General features: G+C 63.2%; 4 protein-coding genes and 1 pseudogene. All 5 read right to left on the minus strand.

What is annotated here, in order from left to right; all coding sequences use genetic code 11:
- Nucleotides 1–242: 242 nt before the first annotated feature.
- Nucleotides 243–1361, minus strand: coding sequence for a cobalamin-independent methionine synthase II family protein (locus Q0S16_RS24370; protein ID WP_295854433.1), 1119 nt, complete (start codon nucleotides 1359–1361; stop codon nucleotides 243–245).
- A 124-nt stretch (nucleotides 1362–1485) separates the two neighbouring features.
- Nucleotides 1486–2199 carry an ABC transporter ATP-binding protein gene (locus Q0S16_RS24375; protein WP_295854436.1) on the minus strand — a complete coding sequence of 238 codons (714 nt, stop codon included), beginning with the start codon at nucleotides 2197–2199 and terminating at the stop codon, nucleotides 1486–1488.
- Nucleotides 2192–2944 (minus strand): ABC transporter ATP-binding protein, encoded by a 753-nt coding sequence (locus Q0S16_RS24380; protein ID WP_295854440.1) that lies wholly within the window; start codon nucleotides 2942–2944, stop codon nucleotides 2192–2194. Before Q0S16_RS24380 ends, Q0S16_RS24375 begins: the two co-directional genes overlap by 8 nt.
- The gene (locus tag Q0S16_RS24385; protein ID WP_295854443.1) at nucleotides 2941–3981 is read right to left on the minus strand and encodes a branched-chain amino acid ABC transporter permease; all 1041 of its coding nucleotides are present in this window, start codon (nucleotides 3979–3981) and stop codon (nucleotides 2941–2943) included. The genes Q0S16_RS24380 and Q0S16_RS24385 overlap by 4 nt, the downstream gene beginning before the upstream one ends.
- A 7-nt stretch (nucleotides 3982–3988) precedes the next feature.
- Nucleotides 3989–4266, minus strand: a pseudogene (locus Q0S16_RS24390) (branched-chain amino acid ABC transporter permease); the annotation flags it as partial.

Below are 4266 nucleotides of genomic sequence, written 5' to 3' on the forward strand. Positions count from 1 at the left end.
TTCCGACTGGTTCTAATCCCCGCGGGGATGGCCATGTTTATGATCGCCGCGCAGATGTCCGCGGGACTGACCCTGCGCACCGGCGAAATATCGATCGTCATCAGCAGCCGCTGACCGGCGACGCTCGCAATATCACCTCCCGACGGAACCGACGCCTTCGATATAGGCCCTTTCCGAACGTCTTCCCTTTCACCGCTTTCACCTCCCCCAACTGGGGGAGGTAAAAACCAGCGCCCGGCTTGCTACTTGCCCCAGAGGTCTTTCGCGACGTCGACGGCGAGGGTCAGCTTGGCCCACTGCTCTTCCTCGCTGAGGATATTGCCTTCTTCCGTCGAGGCGAAGCCGCATTGCGGGGAAACAGCGAGTTGCTCCACGGGAGCAAACTTGGCTGCTTCCATCAGGCGCGCCTTGATATCTTCCTTCTTTTCGATCTCGCCGAATTTCGAGGTGATGACGCCGACCACCACGACCTTGTTGCCCTTCGGCAGGAAACGCAGCGGCTCGAAGCCACCGGCGCGGTCGGAATCATATTCCAGGAAGTAGCCGTCATAATTGGTTCCGGCCAGTAGCGTCTCGGCGACCGGCTCATAGCCGCCCGACGAGATCCAGGTGGAGCGGAAATTGCCGCGACAGACATGGGTAGTGATCACCATGTCGGCGGGACGCTCCGCGATCGCGTAATTGATGATGCGAGCATAGATCTGCTGCAGGCCGTCGGCATCCTCGCCGCGGGCACGCAGCTTGGCGAGTTCGTCCTCCGAGCAGAGATAGGCCCAGACGGTGTCGTCGAGCTGCAGATAGCGGCAGCCGGCGTCATAGAATGCCTTCACAGCCTTGCGGTAGGTTTTCGCCAGATCCTCGAAGAACAGATCCATGTCCGGATAGGCGTCCATCGAGATCGCCTTGCGGCCACCACGGAAATGCAGCACGGCCGGCGACGGGATGGTCATCTTGGCGGTGACGCCGGCGATGTCGGCGTGGCGCTTCAGGAACTTGAAGTGCTCGAGCATCGGATGGTCAGCCGGGAAGTCGAGCTTGCCGATCACGCGTACGGCGTCCTGGCGGGTCTGCACGCCGGCGAACTGGATGCCGTGATCCGGATGATACAATTCACAACCGGTCAGCTTGGCCAGAAAGTCGAAGTGCCACCAGGAACGGCGGAATTCGCCATCGGTGGCCAGCTGGAGGCCGATCGCGGCCTGCTTGTGCACGACCTTCTCGATCTCGGAATCCTCGATCTTGCGCAGATCCTCAGCCGTGATTTCGCCCTTTTCGAGCCTGGCGCGAGCGTCCTTGATCTTCTGCGGGCGCAGCAGGCTGCCGACTTCGTCGGCGCGGAACGGGGCTTTGGTTCGTTGCATGGTTTTGTACTCCTGAGTGATTGTATCGAATCTATTGCAATCCGATCCCCGGACGCGGTGCGCTGCGCGGCACTTGCCGCGTGTTGCTTCGCGTCCGGGGAACGATGCCGGCGAGTTGAACCAACTAATGCGTCCCGCCGGCAACGCCGAGAAAGCGTTCCAATACCGCGGGATCGGCCTTCAGCGCTGCACTGGCCGCGTCATGGACGATACCGCCACGTTCCAGTATCACGACGCGGTCAGCGAGACCGAGAATCTTTTGCGCATTCTGCTCGACGATAATGGAACAGATACCACCGGCCCGGGTGATCTTGCCGAGCGCGGCCAATAATTCCTCGACGATGATTGGCGCCAGGCCCTCGGTCGGCTCGTCGAGCAGCAACACTTTCGGATTGAGCACCAGCGCGCGGCCGACCGCCAGCATCTGCTGTTCACCGCCGGACAGCTGGTTGCCGAAATTCGCCTTGCGCTCTTCCAGCCGCGGAAACATTTCATAGACCTTGCGCACGGTCCATTCGCCGGGCTGCGCCACCGCGGTCATGTTTTCTTCCACCGTGAGCGAGCGAAAGATGTTGCGCTCCTGCGGCACCCAGCCGATGCCCGCGCGGGCGCGCTGGTCGGCGCGCATCGACGTAAGGTCGCGCCCACCGAGCGACAGCGCGCCGCTGAATCGCTTGGTGACGCCGACGATGGAATTGATCAGCGTGGTCTTGCCGGTGCCGTTACGCCCCAACAGCGCCAGCACCTGGCCCTCGCCGAGCCGCAAGGTCAGGTTCGGGATCACCACCGCCTGGCCGTAGCCGGCGCGTAGCGCGTCGATACGCAGGAGCTCAGACATCGGCGCCCTCGCCCAGATAGACCGCCTTGACGCGTGGATCACGCGCGACTTCGTCGGGTGGGCCCTCCACCAGCATCGATCCTGCGACCAGTACCGAGATGCGGTCGGCGAACGAAAACACCAGGTCCATGTCATGCTCGATCAGCAGCACGGTGACGTCGCGCGGCAGGCTGGCCACCGCCGACAGAATATCATGCCGCTCGCTTTCCGGCACGCCGGCGGCGGGCTCGTCGAGCAGCAGCACGCGCGGCTTGGTCGCCAGCGCCACCGCGATCTCCAGCAGCCGTTGCTTGCCATAGGGCAGCGTCGCGGTCGGCTCGTTCATGACGTCAAGCAGATGGAAGCGGGTCAGGTTTTCCGCGATCTCATCATTGACGGCGGGGCGCGTGCCCATGCGGCGCCACCAGTCGCCGCCATGGCCGAGATGTTCGGAGGCGGCCAGGCCGATGGTCTCCAGCGGTGTCAGATCGGCGTAGAGCTGGTTGATCTGGAAGGTGCGTGACAGCCCGCGCAGCACGCGCTTATGGACCGGCAGATCGGTGATGTCGTTGCCCTCAAGCAGAATTCGGCCGGAGTTCGGCGCCAGCACGCCGGTCAGCAGATTGATTACCGTGGTCTTGCCGGCACCGTTCGGACCGATCAGCGCGTGGCGCGCCCCGGTCGCGATATTCAGGCTGAGATCGCGGGTGACAGCCAGGCCGCCAAATTTCTTTTCGAGGTTGACGGTTTGCAGCGCGAAACTCATGGCGCTTCCCCTTCCGGCAACGCGACCGGCGATTTCGTGCCGAATTTGCGCAGCAGCAACCGCGGCAGGTACAGCGCCCAGCGGTTCATGCGCTCGCGGCCGATCAGCACGATGATGACCAGCACCAGGCCGATCCAGAACTGCCAGTATTGCGGCGTCAGCGTCGAGAACAATTCCTGCAGCAGCTTGAAGATGACCGCGCCGATCAGCCCGCCATAGAGATAGCCGGTGCCGCCAATGATCAGCACCAGCATCAGATCGGCGGAGCGGTCAAAGGCGAAGCCGTCGAGCGAGGCCAGCGCCGTGGTCTGGGTCGACAGCGCGCCGGCGACCCCGGCGTAAAAGGCGGCAATGGTATAGATCGCGATCAGCCGGCGATTGACGGGAATGCCAATCGCCGAGGCGCGCAGCGGGTTGTTGCGGATGGCGCGCAGCGACAGGCCGAACGGTGAATGCACGATGCGCCGCGCCAGCAGGAACAGGACGAACAGCACCGCGAGACAATAGATGAAGCCAACCTTGCCAAAGATGTCGAACGAGAATTGGCCGAGGATCGGAGCCATCTCGATGCCCTGCAAGCCATCGGAGCCGCCCGTAATGTTGGAGAAGCGGTTCGCGAGTTCGCGCAGCAACAGGGCAATGCCAAGCGTCACCATCAGACGGGTCAGGTCCGAGCCGCGCATCACCAGAAAACTGGTAACGAAGCCCAGCAGCATCGCGGCAAGGCCCGCGACCAGCAGCGCCAGTACCGGCTCGTCGACGATATGGTGCAGCGCCAGCAGGCCCGCGGCATAGCCGCCGAAGCCAAAAAAGGCGGCGTGGCCGAGCGACAGGATGCCGGCATAGCCAAGGATCAAATCGAGCGACAGCGCGAACAGCGCCAGCCAAGCGATCTCGGTGAGGATCAGGTAGCGGTTCGGAAACAGCAGGACGGCGCTGGCGGCGAGCAGCCAGAACACGAGTTCCGGCCAGCGCCAGCGGCCGCGCGCGACAGCAAAAGCGCCAACCTGGGAGCGAAGCGTTTCGGAGACGGTCATGGCGTCCTCACCGCGCCGCGGTACGGCCGAACAGGCCGTTCGGGCGCCAGATCAGGATCACGATCATCATGGTGTAGATCACGAAGGCGCCGAGTTTTGGCACGTAGTATTTTCCCGCGACGTCACCGATGCCCAGCAGCAAGGATGCGAGGAACGGACCGGTAATACTGGAGGAGCCGCCGACGGTGACCACGATCAGAAAGTAAATCATGAATTTCAGCGGGAAATACGGATCGAGCCCGAGGATCTCGGCGCTGAGCGCGCCGCCAAGGCCCGCGAGGCCGC

The sequence above is a fragment of the Tardiphaga sp. genome (genome assembly GCF_025356345.1).
GTDB lineage: Bacteria > Pseudomonadota > Alphaproteobacteria > Rhizobiales > Xanthobacteraceae > Tardiphaga.

Bases quoted from the DNA above. Each gene is read 5' to 3' on its own strand.
- Q0S16_RS24370 (WP_295854433.1), bottom strand. From the start codon at position 1,361: ATGCAACGAACCAAAGCCCCGTTCCGCGCCGACGAAGTCGGCAGCCTG.
- Q0S16_RS24375 (WP_295854436.1), bottom strand. From the start codon at position 2,199: ATGTCTGAGCTCCTGCGTATCGACGCGCTACGCGCCGGCTACGGCCAG.
- Q0S16_RS24380 (WP_295854440.1), bottom strand. From the start codon at position 2,944: ATGAGTTTCGCGCTGCAAACCGTCAACCTCGAAAAGAAATTTGGCGGC.
- Q0S16_RS24385 (WP_295854443.1), bottom strand. From the start codon at position 3,981: ATGACCGTCTCCGAAACGCTTCGCTCCCAGGTTGGCGCTTTTGCTGTC.